Annotated in this window: 18 protein-coding genes; 10 read left to right on the top strand and 8 right to left on the bottom strand. The window is 69.2% G+C overall.

Annotated elements, in window-relative coordinates; genetic code table 11:
- Nucleotides 1–69: 69 nt before the first annotated feature.
- Both LQ955_RS18970 and LQ955_RS18975 read right to left on the bottom strand, forming a co-directional pair.
- Nucleotides 70–1,797 carry a xylulokinase gene (locus LQ955_RS18970; protein WP_231026030.1) on the bottom strand — a complete coding sequence of 576 codons (1,728 nt, stop codon included), beginning with the start codon at nt 1,795–1,797 and terminating at the stop codon, nt 70–72.
- A gap of 110 nt (nt 1,798–1,907) precedes the next feature.
- Entirely contained in the window at nt 1,908–2,930 is a 1,023-nt protein-coding gene (locus LQ955_RS18975; protein WP_231026031.1) for a LacI family DNA-binding transcriptional regulator, read from the bottom strand.
- A 31-nt stretch (nt 2,931–2,961) separates the two neighbouring features.
- On the opposite strand from LQ955_RS18975, the gene LQ955_RS18980 reads away from it, so the two are divergent.
- On the top strand, nt 2,962–3,360 hold the full coding sequence (locus LQ955_RS18980) for a VOC family protein (RefSeq protein WP_231026032.1): 399 nt from the start codon (nt 2,962–2,964) through the stop codon (nt 3,358–3,360).
- Nucleotides 3,361–3,529: 169 nt separating this feature from the next.
- Here the strand turns inward: LQ955_RS18980 and LQ955_RS18985 are convergent, their stop codons facing one another.
- On the bottom strand, nt 3,530–4,114 hold the full coding sequence (locus LQ955_RS18985) for a GIY-YIG nuclease family protein (protein WP_231026033.1): 585 nt from the start codon (nt 4,112–4,114) through the stop codon (nt 3,530–3,532).
- 218 nt (nt 4,115–4,332) lie between these two features.
- Between LQ955_RS18985 and LQ955_RS18990 the strand changes: the two genes are divergently transcribed.
- Nucleotides 4,333–5,160, top strand: coding sequence for a zinc-ribbon domain-containing protein (locus LQ955_RS18990; protein ID WP_231026034.1), 828 nt, complete (start codon nt 4,333–4,335; stop codon nt 5,158–5,160).
- On the opposite strand, the gene LQ955_RS20060 is transcribed toward LQ955_RS18990, so the two are convergent.
- The 3 genes from LQ955_RS20060 to LQ955_RS19000 form a co-directional block, all read right to left on the bottom strand.
- Nucleotides 5,161–5,286, bottom strand: coding sequence for a hypothetical protein (locus LQ955_RS20060; RefSeq protein ID WP_255713662.1), 126 nt, complete (start codon nt 5,284–5,286; stop codon nt 5,161–5,163).
- Nucleotides 5,287–5,603: 317 nt separating this feature from the next.
- On the bottom strand, nt 5,604–6,629 hold the full coding sequence (locus tag LQ955_RS18995) for an aldo/keto reductase (protein WP_231026035.1): 1,026 nt from the start codon (nt 6,627–6,629) through the stop codon (nt 5,604–5,606).
- Nucleotides 6,630–6,778: 149 nt separating this feature from the next.
- On the bottom strand, nt 6,779–6,940 hold the full coding sequence (locus LQ955_RS19000) for a hypothetical protein (protein ID WP_231026036.1): 162 nt from the start codon (nt 6,938–6,940) through the stop codon (nt 6,779–6,781).
- 82 nt (nt 6,941–7,022) lie between these two features.
- On the opposite strand from LQ955_RS19000, the gene LQ955_RS19005 reads away from it, so the two are divergent.
- Entirely contained in the window at nt 7,023–7,196 is a 174-nt protein-coding gene (locus tag LQ955_RS19005) for a hypothetical protein (RefSeq protein ID WP_231026037.1), read from the top strand.
- Between the two features lie 119 nt (nt 7,197–7,315).
- Nucleotides 7,316–7,954 carry a MaoC/PaaZ C-terminal domain-containing protein gene (locus LQ955_RS19010; RefSeq protein ID WP_231026038.1) on the top strand — a complete coding sequence of 213 codons (639 nt, stop codon included), beginning with the start codon at nt 7,316–7,318 and terminating at the stop codon, nt 7,952–7,954.
- Nucleotides 7,955–8,474: 520 nt separating this feature from the next.
- Here LQ955_RS19010 and LQ955_RS19015 read toward each other — a convergent pair.
- Together LQ955_RS19015 and LQ955_RS19020 are read right to left on the bottom strand one after the other, a co-directional pair.
- Entirely contained in the window at nt 8,475–8,789 is a 315-nt protein-coding gene (locus tag LQ955_RS19015) for a ferritin family protein (RefSeq protein WP_231026039.1), read from the bottom strand.
- A 244-nt stretch (nt 8,790–9,033) separates the two neighbouring features.
- On the bottom strand, nt 9,034–10,770 hold the full coding sequence (locus LQ955_RS19020) for an L-aspartate oxidase (RefSeq protein ID WP_231026040.1): 1,737 nt from the start codon (nt 10,768–10,770) through the stop codon (nt 9,034–9,036).
- Between the two features lie 76 nt (nt 10,771–10,846).
- Here LQ955_RS19020 and LQ955_RS19025 point away from each other — a divergent pair, with 76 nt between their 5' ends.
- The 6 genes from LQ955_RS19025 (at nt 10,847) to LQ955_RS19050 (ending at nt 16,853) form a co-directional block, all read left to right on the top strand.
- Nucleotides 10,847–11,818, top strand: a complete 972-nt coding sequence (locus LQ955_RS19025; protein WP_231026041.1) for a LysR family transcriptional regulator — start codon at nt 10,847–10,849, stop codon at nt 11,816–11,818.
- 175 nt (nt 11,819–11,993) lie between these two features.
- On the top strand, nt 11,994–13,070 hold the full coding sequence (locus LQ955_RS19030; RefSeq protein ID WP_231026042.1) for an iron-siderophore ABC transporter substrate-binding protein: 1,077 nt from the start codon (nt 11,994–11,996) through the stop codon (nt 13,068–13,070).
- A gap of 175 nt (nt 13,071–13,245) precedes the next feature.
- Entirely contained in the window at nt 13,246–14,367 is a 1,122-nt protein-coding gene (locus tag LQ955_RS19035; protein ID WP_390623502.1) for a FecCD family ABC transporter permease, read from the top strand.
- A complete protein-coding gene (locus LQ955_RS19040; RefSeq protein WP_231026044.1) occupies nt 14,364–15,545 on the top strand; it encodes a FecCD family ABC transporter permease in 1,182 nt (393 codons plus the stop codon). Before LQ955_RS19035 ends, LQ955_RS19040 begins: the two co-directional genes overlap by 4 nt.
- 127 nt (nt 15,546–15,672) lie before the next feature.
- On the top strand, nt 15,673–16,446 hold the full coding sequence (locus tag LQ955_RS19045; protein ID WP_231028198.1) for an ABC transporter ATP-binding protein: 774 nt from the start codon (nt 15,673–15,675) through the stop codon (nt 16,444–16,446).
- A 131-nt stretch (nt 16,447–16,577) separates the two neighbouring features.
- On the top strand, nt 16,578–16,853 hold the full coding sequence (locus tag LQ955_RS19050; RefSeq protein WP_231026045.1) for a type II toxin-antitoxin system Phd/YefM family antitoxin: 276 nt from the start codon (nt 16,578–16,580) through the stop codon (nt 16,851–16,853).
- Nucleotides 16,854–16,863: the final 10 nt, after the last annotated feature.

The following is a 16,863-nucleotide window of genomic DNA, read 5'->3' on the forward strand; positions in this document are numbered from 1 at the left end:
CGGCGGGCGGGGCGGCGGGCGGGGTCGCGGGCGGGGCTGCGGGCGGGGTCGCGGGCTGGGTCGAATCGGTCACGCGTTGGTTCCTTTCGGCAGGAGGCTGGTGACGGCGGCGCGCTCGATGTCGAGCCCGGCGCTGTAACTGTCGAGGTAGCTGGCGAAACCGACGACGTCGGCCTCATCGGGAGCCGCGGTTTCGACAGTGGCGCGGTCGAAGACGCGGTCGCGCAAGTATGTATCGAGGTCGAGGTCGGGATCGAGATCGAGGTCCAGATCGAGGTCGAGCTCGGAACGGGCGGCTGCGAACGATGCGAGCACCGCCATGCCCCACGCTCCGCCCTCCGAGGCCGTTTCGCCGACCGAGACCGGCGTATTGAGCGCAGCGGCGAGGAAGCGCTGCGCCACACCCGCGGTTCGAAAGAGGCCGCCGTGGGCGAGCATCCGGTCGAGCGCGACGCCCTCGTCGTCGAGCACCCGCATGCCGAGGGCGAGGGTGCCGAACACGCCGTAGAGTTGTGCGCGCATGAAGTTGCCCAGGGTGAAGCGGCTGTCGGGGGCTCGAACCACCAGGGGCCGCCCCTCTTCCAAGCCGGTGATGGGCTCGCCGGCCAGGTAGTTGTACGCCAGAAGTCCGCCGGCATCTGCTTCGCCCTGCAGGGCTGCGCTGAAGAGTGCGTCGTAGACGGCGTCGGCGTCGAGGGGTGCGCCGGCGGCCGTGGCGAATCCACCGAACAGCCCCGCCCAGGCGGCCAGCTCGCTCGCCCCGTTGTTGCAGTGCACCATCGCCACCGGGTCTCCGGCCGGCGTGGTGACGAGGTCGAGCTCGTGGTGCACCTCGGCGAGCGGATGCTCGAGCACGATCATCGCGAAGATGCTGGTTCCGGCGCTGACGTTGCCGGTGCGCGGCGCGACGGCATTGGTGGCGACCATGCCGGTGCCGGCGTCGCCTTCGGGCGGGCAGAGCAGCGCGCCCGGCCGCAGTGCGCCGGGCCGCAGCGCGCCCGTCGGGTCGAGCAGCGCGGCTCCCTCCAGCGTGAGTTCGCCGGCGGTCTGGCCGGCGACGAGTACCTCGGGCAGCAGGTCACGCAAGGGTGCGGACGCTCGCGGTGCGGCACCGGACGTCCCGTCGCCGGCCGCCGCGTTGCCGGACGCAGCGTCGCCGGTCCTCCCGGCGAGCCCGTCGTAGCGCGCCAGCAGGTCGGCGTCGTAGTCGTGCGTGGCAGAGTCGATGGGGAACATGCCCGAGGCATCGCCGATACCGATGACCTTGCGCCCCGTGAGCTTCCAGTGCACGTACCCGGCGAGCGTTGTCAGAAAGCGGATCTGTGGAACGTGCGGCTCGGCGTCGATGACGGCCTGGTGCAGGTGAGCGATCGACCAGCGCAACGGGATGTTCACGCCGAACAGCTCCGACAGTGCGGCGGCAGCGGGGCCGGTGTTCGTGTTGCGCCAGGTGCGGAACGGAACGAGCAGCTCACCACCCTCGTCGAAGGCGAGGTAGCCGTGCATCATCGCCGAGACTCCGATGGCGCCGAAGGTCTCGGGGCGCACGCCGTGGCGGCGTTCGGCGTCGGCGAGCAGGTCGGCGTAGGCGGCGCGGATGCCCGTCCAGACGTCGTCGAGCGAGTAGGTCCATAGCCGGTCGACGAACTGGTTCTCCCAGTCGTGGCTGCCGGTCGCGATCACGGTCGCGGGGTCGTCCCCGATCAGGCAGAGCTTGATGCGGGTCGATCCGAGTTCGATGCCGAGAAAGGCGCGGCCCGCGGCGATCGTTTCGCGCGCGGCGGGGGAGTCGGGCAAGAGAAACCTCTTCGTCTCAAGGCGGTGGGGTCGAGCATCCGGTTCGGGAAGTCGTCATGTGAACGTTAACATAATGCCGCCCGATGACAAAGCCTTCGGCCGTGATTGATTCAGACTTCGTCGTGCGACCGGGCTGTGCTCGCGCGAACGACGAGTTCGGGCTGCATCGAGAGTTGGTATTGCGGCGTTCCGGCGAGCTTGCGCAGCAGGAGCTCGACCGAGCGTCGGCCGAGTTCGTCGAAATCCTGCCGCATCGTAGTCAAGGGCGGGTGGAAGTATGCCGCTTCGGGCATGTCGTCGAAGCCGATCACGCTGAGGTCTGTGGGCACGGCGATTCCCCGTTCATCCGCAGCTCGCAGCAAACCGAGCGCCATCTGGTCGTTGGCGCAGAAAACGGCGGTGTACCGGTTCAGCGCGAGCAGCTCGTTCGCTCGTTCGTACCCCGACGTGGCCGACCAGTCGCCTTCGAACGCTGCGTCGGCGGCAAGGCCGGCCTGCGTCATCTCGGCGGCGAAACCCGCCTCGCGTGCTTGAGCCGAGAACCAATCGCTCGGCCCCGAAAGGTGGGCGATGGCACGGTGACCGAGGTCGAGGAGGTGACGGGTGGCGGCGCGGGCGCCCGCGATCTGGTCGACCGAGAGTTCGCTGTCGCGGCTGTCGGCCGTCGACTGCAGGGTCACGAACGGCACCGAGACCTTGAGCGCCGTGAATGCCTCGAGCACGTTCAGTTCGGGCGCGATCACGACGAGCCCCTCGACGGCGTGGTCGAGCAGGCTGTCGAGTCCGCGCTCGACCTCCTGCTGTTCGGCGGAGTCGACATTGACCGTGATCACGAAGTACCCCGCCCGGCGCGCGGCGACCTCGATGGCACGGATCGACGCCGACGGCCCGTACTGCGAACTCGACGCCGACAGCACTCCCAGCAGGAGCGAACGGTTCGACTTGAGCGCACGCGCAAGCCGATTGGGGCGGTAGCCGAGTTCGTCGATGGCCTGCTGCACGCGCTCGCGAGTCGACTCCCGGATGCTCGGGTGATTGTTGAGCACCCGCGACACCGTCTGGTGCGAAACACCCGCCAGCTTCGCCACGTCGTACAGGCCCGGGGGGCGGCGGGCGGGCTGGTCGGGCGGCATGGCTCAACTCTAGGCGGGCGATACTGTCTGTATGCAGTTCACCGGGGTGCACCACATCGCCATCATCGCCAGCGACTACGAGCTCTCGAAGCGGTTTTACGTCGACGTGCTCGGGTTCACCCTCGAGGCCGAGTACTTTCGCGCCGAGCGTGACTCGTGGATGGGAAAGCTCGCGCTGAACGGGCAGTACGTCGTCGAGTTGTTCAGCTTTCCGGGGGCGCCTCAGCGGGCATCCGGACCCGAGGCGCTCGGGCTTCGGCACCTCGCCTTCGCGGCGGTCGACGTGGCGGGGGTGCGGCAGGAACTGATGGCGCAGCAGGTCTCGTGCGAGGAGCTGCGCACCGACCCACACACGGGCCTTGCGATGTTCTTCTTTCGCGACCCCGATGGGCTGCCGCTCGAGGTCTACGAGGTGGGGGCGCCCTACTGATGCTTCGCGGGGCCGTCGCCCCGGCCGCGCGGTCGTCGCGCCCCGCCGTACCGCCGCGTACCGCGCCGCTGCCCCCGCCACGTCAAAACAGCGGAGATTTGCGGGTGGTAGCTCGCATATGGAGACACCCCCTCGAAAACTCCGCTCTTTTGTGGGCCGTCGGCCGGTGTCAGCCGCGCAGCGCCACCGCCTCGCTGACCCAGCGGCGGTAGAGGTCGAAGGGGTCGCCGACTCCGGCGGCGACCAAGTGGATGTGCTGTAGCAGCTCGTCGTGCACAGCGAACCACTCGCTTCCGGCGACTCGATGGGCGCCGAACTGCGCGTGACGGCGCCGTTCGAGGTGCCGGTCGCCGCGCTCGAAGGCGAGTAATTCGTCGAAGTGCAGCTGGGCGAGCCGCCCGCGCGGGTTGGCCGACGTGCCGATCTTGATGCGCTCCCCGGCGCGAACGTAGTACACGACATCGACCCGGATGGCCGCAGAACCCGGGTCGGGAACGTCTCCGTATTTCCACTCGCACACTGCGCAGAGCCAGCCCGACGGGTAGCGCACCCCGAGCCGGGAGCTGCAGGCCAGGCAGGGGGAGGGCAGGGCATCCGTCACGCCGACGTCGGCCGCGACTTCGTCGTACGCCGCGAGCAGGTGCCGGGTGCACAGGTTGAGACTCGACCCCGGCGCCGCCGGTTCGCCGCACGCGGGCTCGCCCTCGAGCCGGGCGCCGCAGGGTGAGGATGCTCGGGGCTCGTGCTCGACCATGCCGACTCCTCTCGCCGTGTTTCGAACACTACTTCCACCCGCCGACATCTATCGACTTTGCGAAAAGGCCCCCAAGATCACCCGGTTCGAGCACTTTTCGCAAAGTGGATTGAGCTACGTAGGGGCACGGGTGGCGTGTCGGGGGGTGGAGGTACTCTCGCCGCGCGGGGAGGGTAGCGGGCGAGGGCGAGGGTGGCGGACGGCGGTGGCAGGCGAGGGTGACAGACAACGTAGCGGCGTGGTGGGCCAGGCGGCAGTTCTCGAAGGGTGCCGTGGTGCCCTACGACGTGGGCGAGTATCGCGAGCAGTGGCAACAGTTTCCCGCGCTCATCCGGCAGTACCATCCTGACCTCAACGACTTCATCACGCTCACGCAGATTCCTCCGGCCGCCGATGTCTACCTCACCTGGCTATGCGACGTGGGGCACGTCTTCGTGGCGACTCCCGACGAGCAGCGCAACCGCCCCGGTCGCACCCGGCGGCGGTCGTCGTGGTGCCCCGAGTGCAGCGCAGGCGCCACCCGCCAGCGGGTTCGGGATGCCCGAGCTCAGGCCGATCCGCCGACGGCGCTTGCGCTGCCGGGGGCCGGGGAGGCGTTCCACAGTGCGGCGGCGCCACGGCCCGCATCCGCAGCCGAGGCGCGATTGCGCCAGTTGCTGGCTGAGCGCCTCGAGTTCGACGCCTCCGTGAACGCGGTTCGGGTCGCGCGGCCGTTCTTCGGTCGGCTCGAGGTGTGGCCGGACATCCTGCTGCCCGACCTGCGCGTCGCCATCGAGTACGACACCGTCGGCCGATTCGGGCTGGAACACGTCGGCAGACGCGAGGTTGCCGACCGCCGTAAAGACCGCTTGTTGCGCGCAGCCGGCTGGGAGGTGGTGCGCATTCGGGCGGGCAAACTGCTGCCGCTCGGGCCCTACGATCTGGCGGCGTCGGCGGTGGCACCGAAACTGGTCGACCGCTTGATCGACACACTGCGCGCGATTCGCGGCGACCTCATTGTGAACGCGTACCTGGATGCACGGCGTTCCGCTAGCGGCGCGGAATGATCAGTGGCTGATCGTCAGGGCGATCGTCGCCAGCGTAGCGGTGACGGCCGCCAGCGCGGCGAGGCCGGTGAGCATCGCGATCTGGGCGGCAGTGGACTTCGATTCGGGTTCTTCGTACGACGACACGGTTCTTCTTTTCTGGGCGGCCGCTTTCGAGCGCAACGGCGAGCTTCGGGTGAGTGTGTGGCGGGCCGGGGAAGGGTGGCCTCCGACACGACGTGCGTAAGCCTGCCAGCACACTGCACGCACCCGAAACTCCCAAAACGGGGGCGACTTTGGCGTGAAAAACGGCCATTGTGGGGCTGCTGAGCCCGTTGCGCCTTGTTGAGCCCGGTATAAGGGGCTCAACAGGTGGCAACAGGCTCAACGCGGGGTAATGGGCTCACCCGCGAAGCGTGTCCGCTGAGCTCAGCGCCGCCGCGCCCCCGCCGCCACCGCTGAGCTCAGCGCCGCCGCGCGCCTACGGCCAGCTCCGCCGTACTGTAGCTGTTGTCGGCCGGGTTGATGGTGGTGCCGGGAACCACGAGCTCGTCGATGCGGTCGAGCACCTCGTCACTCAGCACCACGTCGGCTGCCGGCAGCTGCGACTGAAGCTGATCCAGCGTGCGCGGCCCGATGATGGCCGAGGTCACGCCCGGATGACGGATCACAAAGGCGATCGCCAGCTCGATGAGCGAGATGCCTGCTTCTTCGGCGACGTGGGCCAGGGCATCCGCTATTTCCAGCTTCTGCTGGTTCGCCGGCAGCGACATGTCGAAGCGGCCGGGCAGCGCGCGGCGTGCGCGCGACGCGGGAGTGGGCGTCTCGGCGTCTTTGCGCCAGCGCCCCGAAAGCCAGCCGCCGCCGAGCGGGCTATAGGTTAGCGTTCCCATGCCGTAGCGCTGGGCCGTGGGTAGCACGTCGCCTTCGACTCCGCGCACCATGATCGAGTACGGTGGCTGCTCCGTGACGAACCGCTCGAGGTTGCGATCGCGCGACACCACCTGCGCCTCGACGATCTGGCTGCCGAGGTACGACGACGAGCCGATGTAACGCACCTTGCCCTGGCGAACCAGGTCGCTGAGCGCTCCGAGGGTTTCTGCGACATCCATTTCAGCGCTCGGGCGGTGCACCTGATAGAGGTCGATGTAGTCGGTGCCGAGGCGGCGCAGCGAGTTCTCGACCTCGCGCATGATCCACTTGCGCGACCCGCCGCCCTGGTTCGGAGCCGTGCCCATAGGCATGAAGAACTTGGTCGCGAGCACCACGTCGTCGCGGCGCCCAGCGAGCGCCTTGCCGACGATCTCTTCGGATCCGCCGGCCGAATACACATCGGCGGTGTCGACGAAGTTGATGCCGGCGTCGAGGGCGTGGTGGATGATCGAGACCGAATCCTCGACGTCACTATTCCCCCAGTCGCCGAACATCATGGTGCCCAGGCACAGCGGACTGACCGTGAGGCCGGTGCGGCCCAGCAGGCGGTACTCCATCGTCGTTCTCCTTCGTGTGAGGCGTCACGCGTGCGGAGTCACCCGCGCCGCGTCGTGCGCCACGTCGAGGCTACGCGCGCCTGCCCGGCGGTGGGAGGCACTGACGGGGCCCCTCGGACTGCGTGTGACGCACGTCGGGCGTCGCCCAGTCAGGCCTTGCCGGGGCGGTATTTCGCGTCGTCGCGCACGTCGATGCGCTTGGTGCCGTCGGCGGTCTCGGTGACGTCGATGCGCGGTGCCGCGTCCGAGGCGTCGGCCTTCGGTGCGGTCGTGAGTTGGTCGTCGCGCTTGGCCCGCTCGCTGTCATTCATGTCGCCACCCTACGTCACTACCCGTCATTGTCTGCGTGGGCAACCCGGCGCACGCATTGGCAGGGCGGCGTAGGTTCGAGGCATGAGCGAGAACGAGAGTGACACGAGCGCGGGCACGCCTGAAGTTGATCCGTTTCACGACTTCACGGTGCCGCAAGACGCGGACTTCGCCACGTCGAAGGATTCCGACGGCGACGACATCGAAAAGCCGGAGTCGGAGCCGGAGTCGGGCGCGGGGTCGGGGTCGGGCGAGTAGCACGGCGCGGGCATCCACCGGCGGCGGGTGAGTAGCACGGCACGGGCATCCACTGGCGGCGGGTGCGACGAGCGCGGGCATCCACGGGCGGTGGGTGCGGGCATCCACTGGCTGCGGGCGTGACGGGCACGGGCATCCGCGGGCGGCGGGTGCGGCGCCGCGGGCATCCGTTCGTGCGGGTGCGACGGCCGCGGGCATCCAGCGGCGACGGGCACGGCCCCGGGCGTCCGTTCGTCGCGCGTAGTCGCACCCCGGGCATCCACTTGGCGCGCCCCGCGGTGGCGCGAGATACTTTTTTGATGCCGCACTACCTCGAAGACCTGCACGCCGGTCAATCGTTCGTCACACCGGGCAAGACCGTCACTGAGACCGATGTGGTGATGTTCGGAGCCCTGACGAATGACAACAATCAGGTGCACACCGACGTCGAATTCGCAGCTCACACCCGCTACGGCCAGCGCATCGTGCACGGCCTCTTCGTCACGTCGCTGTGCCTCGGCCTCATCGCGCGCACAGGCGTGTTCGAGGGCAGCGCCGTCGCCCTGCTCGGCGTCGACCAGTGGCGCTTCGAGAGGCCCGTCTTCATCGGCGACACAATCACGTGCACGGTCGATATTCTGTCGACGCGTCTCGCCAGCAACGGTCGAAACGGGGTCGTCGAGCGGCTGGTTTCGGCGCGCAATCAAGACGGTGAGACCGTTCAGTCGGGCCGCATGGATCTGCTCGTGCTCACCCGCGAGGCCGCTATCGCGAGCTGAGCCGCCCCGCCCCGCGCCGGGAGTTACGTCGGAGCAGAGCCGTCATGTCCCCGTATTGTCGGCATGTTCGCTCTGCTCCGACCTAAGCGACACGGCCGGGGGAGCGGATGCCCGTCAGCGCGGGCGTCTACGAACACGGTGACGAACACCGTGATGAGCACCGTGATGAGCACCCGAGCCCAGCTGTCTCAGATCTGTCTCGATGGTCATGACGCTCGCCGTGTTTCTCACCCCGTTCGCGGTCGGGGGCGTGGCGCCGCGTTCTGCGCTGGAGTGCGCCGCGGTCATCCTCGCGCCCTTCGCGATCTGCCGCATCGACGCCGAAAACCGCACTGCCCTGACGCCATCTCGCGCACTGTCAAGCGGCCAGACGGGCGCAAACTCGGTACCGTTGTCGTGGCCCACGACGTGACCGTTCTGGTCGGCGCACTCGAGCGGTTGCGGATTCAGCAGACTGCGGGCTGAGCGCCGCGGCGGCCCCAGGGCGTGCACGTGAACGTGCGCTAGCGCGGAACCCCGATCATCCGGCAGCCTCTTCGGCGTCTTCACCGTGCTGCACGATGTCGCCGTCGGTGAACAGGATGCCCTGGGCGATCTCTCGCCACTTCGGAGTCTTGCGCAGCAGAAACTCGAGCTCCATGCTGAAGTGCTTGAACTCTTCGCCGAGCGAATCCTCCATGATGGCCTTCGCGTCTTCGTCGGGCTCGACCGACATGCGCTGCACGTACCAGCCGATGGCCTCCGCCTCTTCGCTGAGGCTCGCACACATGCGGGCGAACGTGCGCGTTTCGGCGCTCAGTTCTTCGGGCGGTTCGTGATACTGGTCGAATCCCACGGTGGTGCCTTTCTGACGGTTGCCCTCACCGTATTTTCGCGGCGGCTCGGGCGCAACCGGTGGCGCGGCGCGGGTATCCGTGCAAGGGATCCCCGCGCGGTACTTCGGCGCTTCGGCGGTGGTTCGAACTACCGCACGAGCGCCGAACCACCGCAGTAGCGCCGAACTACCACAGACGCGCCGAACTACCGCACAAGCGCCAAACCGCCGCACGAGCGCCGAACTACCGCGCCCGGCCGCCCGGCTACTCCACGAGCTTGCCCGCCACCGACACCTCTTCGCGCATGAGGGCCGCGATCTCGGCGGGGATCGCCGGGATCGGCTCGCGCACGACACCACCGGCCGGCGACCACACGAGATTCACCTGCAGCGCCGGGTCGAGCTCGGGGTAGTCGCTGCGGTTGTGGCAGCCCCGAGTCTCGCGGCGTTCGAGTGCCGCCTCCAGAGTGGCCCGAGCCGCCAGGGCGGCCGACTTGAGGTCGAACGCGTGGGCGAGGTCTTGGTAGCCCGCGATGTCGGGGTGGATGCCCACGCCGGCGATGCGCGCTTCGATGGCGTCGAGCTCGGCGAGGCCGGCCCGCAGCCCCTGCTCGTCGCGCACCACGCCCGCGTGCTCGGTCATCGTGTTACGAATGGCGCGCTGCAGGGCGCGCACGTTCTCGGGTCCGTCGGCCGCGAGCAGCTCGGCGATCTCGCCTCGTGCGGTCGATACGGCGGCGGCCGAACGCGCCTGCGCCGGCAGCCCGGCCGAATACGCGGCCGCGGCCTGCCCCACGATGCGCCCGAACACCAGCAGCTCGATCAGCGAGTTGCCGCCGAGCCGGTTCGCCCCGTGCAGCCCCGACGACGCTTCGCCGATGGCGTACAACCCGGGTACGTCGGTCGAGTGATCCTCTGGCCGAACCCAGACCCCGCCCATCGAGTAGTGCGCGGTGGGCGCGATCTCGATGGGGTCTTGCGTGATGTCGAGCATTTGCAGCTCGAGCATCGTCTGGTAGACGCGCGGCAGCCGGGTCATGATGGTCTCGCGGGGCAGGTGCGAGACATCCAGCCATACCCCGCCGTTCGGCGTACCGCGCCCCTCTTTGATCTCGGTGTAACAGGCCAGCGCCACCCGGTCACGGGTCGACAGCTCGAGCCGCTCGGGGTCGTAGTTCTGCATGAACCGCTCGCCGAGCCCGTTGCGCAAGATTCCGCCCTCGCCGCGGGCCGCCTCGGAGATGAGCGTGCCGGCCGCGTTCTCGGGCTCGATGATGCCCGACGGGTGAAACTGCACCAGCTCGGGGTCGCGCAGCCGCCCGCCCGCCTCGACCGCCAGCCGGAACGAGTCGCCCGTGTTCTCGTCGCGCCGCGACGACGTGCGCCGCCAGATGCGGTTGTGCCCGCCGGCGGCCAGGATGACCGCGTCGGCGTGAATCAGATACCGCGTGCCGTCTTCGAGGTCGAAGCCGTATGCCCCGAACACCGCCCCGTCGTCGTTGACCAGAATGCGCGTCACGTACACCGTGTCGAGAATGGGAACATGCAGTTGTGCGGCCCGGTTGATCAGTGTGCGCTGAATCTCGAGGCCCGTGTAATCGCCCGCGAAGGCCGTGCGCCGGTAGGTGTGCGCGCCGAAGAAACGCTGCGAGATGCGGCCGTCGGCTTCGCGCGCGAACGGCATGCCGTAGCGCTCGAGATCTTCGATGCCGCGGGCAGCGCCGGAGGTCACGATCTCGACGGTGTGCGGGTTGGCGAGCAGGTAGCTCTCTTTCAGCGTGTCGGCGGCGTGCTGCTGCCAGCTGTCGTCGGCGTCCATCGTGGCGAGCGCGGCGTTGATGCCGCCGGCCGCGAGGGAGGTGTGGGCGTCGCTCTTGGGGCGCTTGCCGAGGGCGAGCACATCGACCCCGGCTTCGGCGAGCTCGATGGCGGCGCGCAGGCCCGATCCGCCCGTGCCGATGACGAGAACCGTGGTGGAGATTTGGCGTTCTGAAGTGGTCATTCCTTCACGTTAGGCACGGGCATCCGATTACTCCAATGCATATAAATCGTGATCACGATGCGAATACGCTATGAGAATGAACCTGGAACAACTGCGCAGCTTCGTCGAGGTCGCCCGTGTCGGCAACTTCACCCGGGCCGCCGAACAGCTGCATCTCGCGCAACCGTCGTTGAGTCGCCAGATCGCGTCGCTCGAACACGACCTGGGTGCCCAGCTGTTCGCGCGAACCCGCGGCGGCAGCACGCTAACGACCGCGGGTGATTCCCTGCTGCCTCTGGCGAAACGGATGCTCGCCGACGCCGAATCCGTTCGCCGAGAATTGGCCGAACTGGCCGGCCTCGAGCGGGGCAGGGTTCGGCTGGGCGCGACGCCCACGCTCTGCATCAGCCTCGTCGCCGAGGTGCTCAGCGCGTTTCACGCTGCGCATCCGGCCGTCGAATTGCACCTCTCAGAGCACGGATCGCGCCGCCTGCTCGACGAACTCGCCGGTGGGGAGCTCGACCTCGCGCTCATCACGACCTCTGATGCGTCGACAGCCGAGCGGTTCACGGTGACGCCGTTGCTCGTCGAAGAGCTCGTGGTCATCTCCTCGGCCGCCGCGCCAGCTGTCGCATCGGGCGCTACCATCACGCTCACCGAGGTCGCGGCGCTGCCGCAGATCGTCTTCAGCGAGACCTACGACCTGCGCAGCGCGACCGACGCGGCCTTCGCTGACGCCGCGCTCTCGCCCGAGGTGGTGCTCGAAGGGGCCGAAATGGATGCGGTGCTGCGCTTCGTCGAACGCGGACTCGGCGTCGCCATCGTGCCCGCGATGGTGCTCATCGATCGCCCGGGGCTCCGATCGGTGCGACTCGACGGCCCGACCATCACGCGCACGATCAGCCTCGCGCGCCCCGCCGATGTCGCCCCGCCCGCCGCCGTGCGGGTGATGCAGCGCACGATCGCCGCGACGGCGACCGAGCTCGCCGCCCGGGCCGGCGCTACCATGCGCCTCGCTGCTGCCGGTGCTCCTGGTGCTCCGCCAGCGCCCGCCGCCGTGCCGGCGTAGCCCCCGGCGAGAGAAGTCCGCCCGGCTTCTCTCGCGGCCGCGCGTCGAGCCCGGGCACGCCGACCCGCGGCTCGAAGCGATGGCCGCCATCGGCTCGGGTCGCATCCATACGATGGTTAGGTTAGGCTAACCTGACCCGGCGCCACAGCAGCGCGCCCGATGAGGAGCACGATTCGTGAAAACCCCTTTGCCGACCATCCACTCGCCCGGTGCACGCCGCCGTTTCACCCTCATTGCGACCACCCTCGCGGCGGCCACGGCACTCGTGCTGACGGGCTGCAGCTCGTCACCGAGCGGTTCCGAAACGGCGAGCAGCGCTGCGGCGACCGGCACAGCGGGCGACGCCTTTCCGGTGACGATCTCGAGCGCGCTCGGTGAAACCACCATCGAATCGCAGCCGACGCGGGTTGCGGTGTGGGGCTGGTCGGCGCAAGATGCCGTGCTGGCGCTCGGGGTGGTTCCGGTCGCCATGCCGAAGATGACGTACGGCGGAAACGCCGACGGCGTGCTGCCCTGGGATGCGACCGCGATCACCGACCTCGGCGGCCAGACTCCGATTCTGCTCGACGGCGGTGACACCGGCGAGCCGCCCATCGAGCAGTTCGCGCAGGCGGCGCCCGACGTGATTCTCGCGCCGTATTCGGGCCTGACCCAAGAGCAGTACGACACCCTCAGCAAGATCGCACCCGTGGTGGCCTACCCCGACGCGGTCTGGTCGACGTCGTGGCAAGACCAGCTGTCGATCGTCGGTAAGGCGCTCGGCAAGACGGCAGAAGCGGATGCCCTGCTCACGAAGACGAACGACCAGGTGTCGGCGCTCGCCGCCGCCAACCCGGTTCTCGCCGGCAAGAGCTTCGTCTACGGTGCGAACAACACCCCCGACGTGCTGAACGTGTACACCGCGGGAGACCCGCGGGTGCAGCTGTTGACGCAACTCGGCATGACCGTCGCCCCCAGCGTGGCGACGGTCGACAACGGGTCGAGTGCCGGAAGTTACTTCTTTCCGGTCAGTTTCGAGAACGTGAACCAGCTCACCAGCGACGTTCTGGTGGCCTACTTCGACGACCAGGCGGCCGCCGACACTTTCGCTGCCGACCCGCTCGTCGCCGCCATGCCGGCGGTGCAGGCCGGCCGGTTCGCGCCGATTGTGGGGCAGTCGTTCGTCATGGCGACCAGCGCGCCGAGCGTGCTGTCGATTCCGTGGATGCTCGACCAGTACGTTCCCGAACTCGCCGCCGCGGCAGCGAAGTAAGCGAAGCCCGCTCGTGACGCGAACCGCCGACCCGGCGGGCGCCGGCGGCGGTTCGCGTCGCGGCGCCGGGGGCGCGGGTGGCGGTGGCGCGGGTGGCGGTCGCGCGGATGACGCGGACGCTGGCGCAGGTGGCGCGGCCACCACCGCGGTCCGCGCGGCCACCGCCACTACCGCGGTGCGCGCGGTCACCGCCATCACCACCACCGCCGCGGCCCCGCCCGCGGCCACCACCGCGCCGGCGCGCAGCCACGCACCGAACCGCCGGATCGTCATCGGTTTCGCCGTGGCGCTCGTCGCCCTGGCCGCCGTGTGCGTGCTGAGCCTCGCCGTGGGCTCCCGCTACATCGCGCCCGACGTTGTGTGGTCGGCGCTCGGGCACTGGATTCAGGGCGGCGCCACCGGCTCGGGCGCGCCGACGGTCGGCGCCGACCCCTCGGCGACCGACGCGATCGTGGTGATCGACAAGCGCCTGCCGCGCACCCTCATCGGTCTGCTGGCCGGCATCTGCCTGGCCCTGGGCGGAACAGTGATGCAGGGCCTCACGCGCAATCCGCTGGCCGATCCGGGCATCCTCGGGGTGAACTTCGGTGCGGCCCTGGCCATCGTCATAGCAATCTCGGTCTTCGGCATCACGGCACCCTCGAACTACCTCTGGTTCGCCTTCGCGGGGGCCGCACTCGCCGCGGTGCTTGTCTACGTCGTGGCCTCGGGCGGCCGCGAGGGCACGACCCCCGTCAAACTCGCGCTGGCCGGCGCCGCCGTGTCAGCGGCGCTCGGCTCGATCATCACGGCCATCCAGCTCACGAGCACCGAAGCGCTCGACGCCCTGCGCTTCTGGCAGGTCGGCTCGCTCGCCGGCCGGGGTGCGGATGTTCTGGCCTCCGTCACTCCGCTCGCGCTGGCCGGCATCGTGCTCGCCCTGTGCCTGGGCCGCAGCCTGAACGGACTGGCTCTCGGCGACGACCTTGCCCGCGGCCTCGGACAACGCGTCGCGCTCTCGCGGCTGCTCGGTGCCGTGGCGGTCGTTCTGCTCTGCGGATCGGCCACCGCGGCCGTCGGCCCCATCGTCTTTGTCGGGCTCGTGATTCCGCACATCGCTCGGGTGATCACGGGGCCCGACTACCGTCTGATCCTGCCGTTCTCCCTCGTGCTCGGGCCCGTTCTGCTGGTCGGGGCCGACGTGATCGGCCGAGTCATCGCGCTGCCGGGCGAGCTGCAGGTCGGCATCGTCGTCGCCTTCGTGGGCGCGCCCGTGTTCATCGCCCTGGTGCGGCGCAAACGGCTGGCCGCCCTGTGAAAAGCGAGGTTCGGCGCGCGCAAACGCACAGCGACCACCAGCCGGCCGGCGACGCTGCAGCCACCCCCTCCCGCCGTGTAGGCCGCCACCCCGAGGCTCCCCACCCCGAAGCTCCCCACTCCGAGGCTCCGCACCCCGAGGCCCGCCGCCACGATGCCCGCCACCCCGCCTCGCTGCGCCGCCGCGGGACGGCGCGCGAGCTGCGGGTGACGCTCGTGCTCGGCGCCCTCATCCTGGCGCTCGTACTGGTGTCGCTCTGCCTCGGAGCGTTCACCCTCAGTGTGCCCGATGTCTTCGGCGCTCTGGCCGGGCACGGGTCGAGATCGGCACTGTTCGTCGTGAACGAGGTGCGTCTGCCCCGGGCATCCGAAGCCCTGCTCGTGGGTGTGTGCCTCGGGCTCTCGGGCGCGCTCTTTCAGTCGATCGTGCGCAACCCGCTGGCGAGCCCCGACATCATCGGCATCACCTCGAGCGCGAGTGCCACCGGAATCACCGCGATTCTCGTGCTCGGCCTGAGCGGGTTCGCGCTCTCGGGCGTGGTGCTGGCCGGGGCGCTCGTGGCCGCCGCCGCCATCTACCTGCTCGCCTGGCGCAACGGCGTCAGCGGCTATCGGCTCGTGCTGGTCGGCATTGGTATCGCGGCGCTGGCGGCGGCCCTCGTCTCGTTGCAGCTCACCCGCAGCAGAATCACCGACGTGCAACAGGCGCTCGTCTGGATCACCGGCAGCCTGAACAACGCCAGCTGGGCCGAGGTGGCCGTGCTGGCGGCCACGATGGTGTTGCTCGTTCCGGCCACCTTCGTGCAGGCGCGGCGGCTCGACGTGCTTCGGCTCGGCGACGATTCCGCTGCGGCGCTCGGAGTGTCGCTCGAGCGAACGCGGCTGCTGCTCATCGTGACGGCCGTGGCGCTCGCGGCGGTGGCCGTCTCGGTGGTCGGCCCGGTCGGGTTCGTCGCTCTCGTCTCGGCTCCGATCGCCCGCGGGCTGGTGGGCTCCGGCCGGCTGGCACTGCTGCCGGCTGCGCTGCTCGGGGCCGTCGTGATGCTCGCCGCCGACCTCGTGGCGCAGTTCGCCGTGCCCGGCACCTCGTTTCCGGTCGGCGTCGTCACCGGAATCGTGGGCGCGCCCTATCTGCTCTGGCTGCTGACCAGAACCAACCGCCGTGGCCTGGGAGGCTGACATCGATACCTCGAACGCATCTGCACCCGCACGCGATTATGCGGCCGCCGCTCCGGCATCGGTTGCCACGGCCTTATCGCCGGCGACGCTGGCGGCCTCCGGCGTCTCTCTCGGCTACGGCGACCGGATGATCGTCGACAACTTGAGCGTCGAGATTCCCACCGGGCGCATCACCACCATCGTCGGGCCGAATGCCTGCGGAAAATCCACTCTGCTGCGCGGCCTGGCGCGGCTTTTGGCACCCACGAGTGGGGCGGTGCTGCTCGATGGTGAGAGCATCCGGAGCCTGAAAACGAAGACGGTGGCGACGAAAATCGGGCTGCTGCCCCAGACGCCCACCGCGCCCGAGGGCATCACGGTCAACGACCTCGTGGCGCGCGGCCGCTACCCGCACCAGGGGCTGTTCTCGCGCTGGAACGCCTCAGACGACGCCATCGTTGCAGAAGCGCTCGCAGCGACTGGCACCGCAGACCTCGCCGGGCGGTCGATCGACGAGCTCTCGGGCGGCCAGCGTCAGCGGGTCTGGATCGCCATGGCGCTCGCGCAGCAGACGGGCATCCTGCTCCTCGACGAGCCCACCACTTTTCTCGACCTGAGCCACCAGCTCGAGGTTCTGGATGTTCTGGTCGACCTCAATCGCACCCGCGGAACGACCGTGGTGATGGTGCTGCACGACCTCAATCTCGCGTGTCGGTACACGGATCACCTCGTGGCGATGTCTGGCGGCGCGATCGTCGCCGAGGGGGCGCCGGCCGATGTGGTGACGGTTTCGCTGGTGCGCGAGGTGTTCGGCGTGGAGTCGCTGCGGCTCGACGACCCGGTGACCGGAACCCCGCTCATCGTGCCGCTGGGGCGGCATCATCGTGCGTCCGGCGATGGTGCCGGTACGGCGCTGCGGTGACTGGTGGGGGTCGACGGCGTAACTTTCGACGCGGCAGGCGGAGCCGCGGCCGAGCTCGACCCCTGACCCGCGGCCGTGAGGCGGCCATCCGAAATGTAGCCCTTGTTCTACATTTGCCGTACAATAACGACATGAGTAAGGCAGACATCGGGCTCCGTGAGCTGAAGCAGAACGCCAGCGACGTGGTCAGTCGTGCTGAGGCAGGCACTCAGTTTCGCGTCGTTCGCAACGGAAAGCCCACCAATGTGGTGATCGCGCTGCGGGAGCCGGCGAAGAAGCGATGGGTTCCTGCCTCCGAACTCGCCGACCTGTTCGCTGGAGTCGAGCCCGACGCCACCGGGTGGCTCGCCGAAAACGATCGACACCGCGACGACGATCCCCTGGTCGACCCCTGGAAAGTTGCCTAGAGACCCGGTG

It is taken from the genome of Subtercola endophyticus (genome assembly GCF_021044565.1).
Taxonomy (GTDB): Bacteria; Actinomycetota; Actinomycetes; order Actinomycetales; family Microbacteriaceae; genus Subtercola; species Subtercola endophyticus.